The 550-nt window shown below is 37.8% G+C and carries 1 rRNA gene; it reads right to left on the bottom strand.

The annotated features are described in order from the left end of the window. A 16S ribosomal RNA gene (locus J580_RS0104545) occupies positions 1-190 on the bottom strand; the annotation flags it as partial. Positions 191-550 lie beyond the last annotated feature (360 nt).

Here is a 550-nt window from a genome sequence, read left to right as displayed (position 1 = left end):
TTCTCCCGTAGGACGTATGCGGTATTAGCATTCCTTTCGAAATGTTGTCCCCCACTAATAGGCAGATTCCTAAGCATTACTCACCCGTCCGCCGCTAAGATCAGTAGCAAGCTACCTCTCTCCGCTCGACTTGCATGTGTTAAGCCTGCCGCCAGCGTTCAATCTGAGCCATGATCAAACTCTTCAGTTAAAATCATTTTGCACCTTATTTAAAGACAAGGTGCCAATTCTGGCTCATCAATTACTGACTTAAATTTCGCTCAAATAAACTTCGAGTAATTTAAACCAATCAATCAATGAAAATTATTTCGATTAATCAATCAGTAAAAATCCACACAAGTTGTTCTTCAATTCTCTTAATGATCTTCTTCCTGGTTCGTCACCAGCAAGCTAGGTCGGCTATATTACTCTTAATCTCTTAAAAGTCAACAGGTAATTTCGATATTTTTAAAACTTAATCTTAAAACCAACTTACCATCAAATTCATCACTTAAAGCAACCAACTCAATTCCAAGTAACTGTTTTTCAACAAGTTTCTATCTGCATCACC

It is taken from the genome of Acinetobacter sp. 1542444, from assembly GCF_000581835.1.
Lineage (GTDB): Bacteria > Pseudomonadota > Gammaproteobacteria > Pseudomonadales > Moraxellaceae > Acinetobacter > Acinetobacter pittii.
Note: the sequence above shows the minus strand (reverse complement) of the source record. Positions and strands in the feature narration are given on the sequence as shown.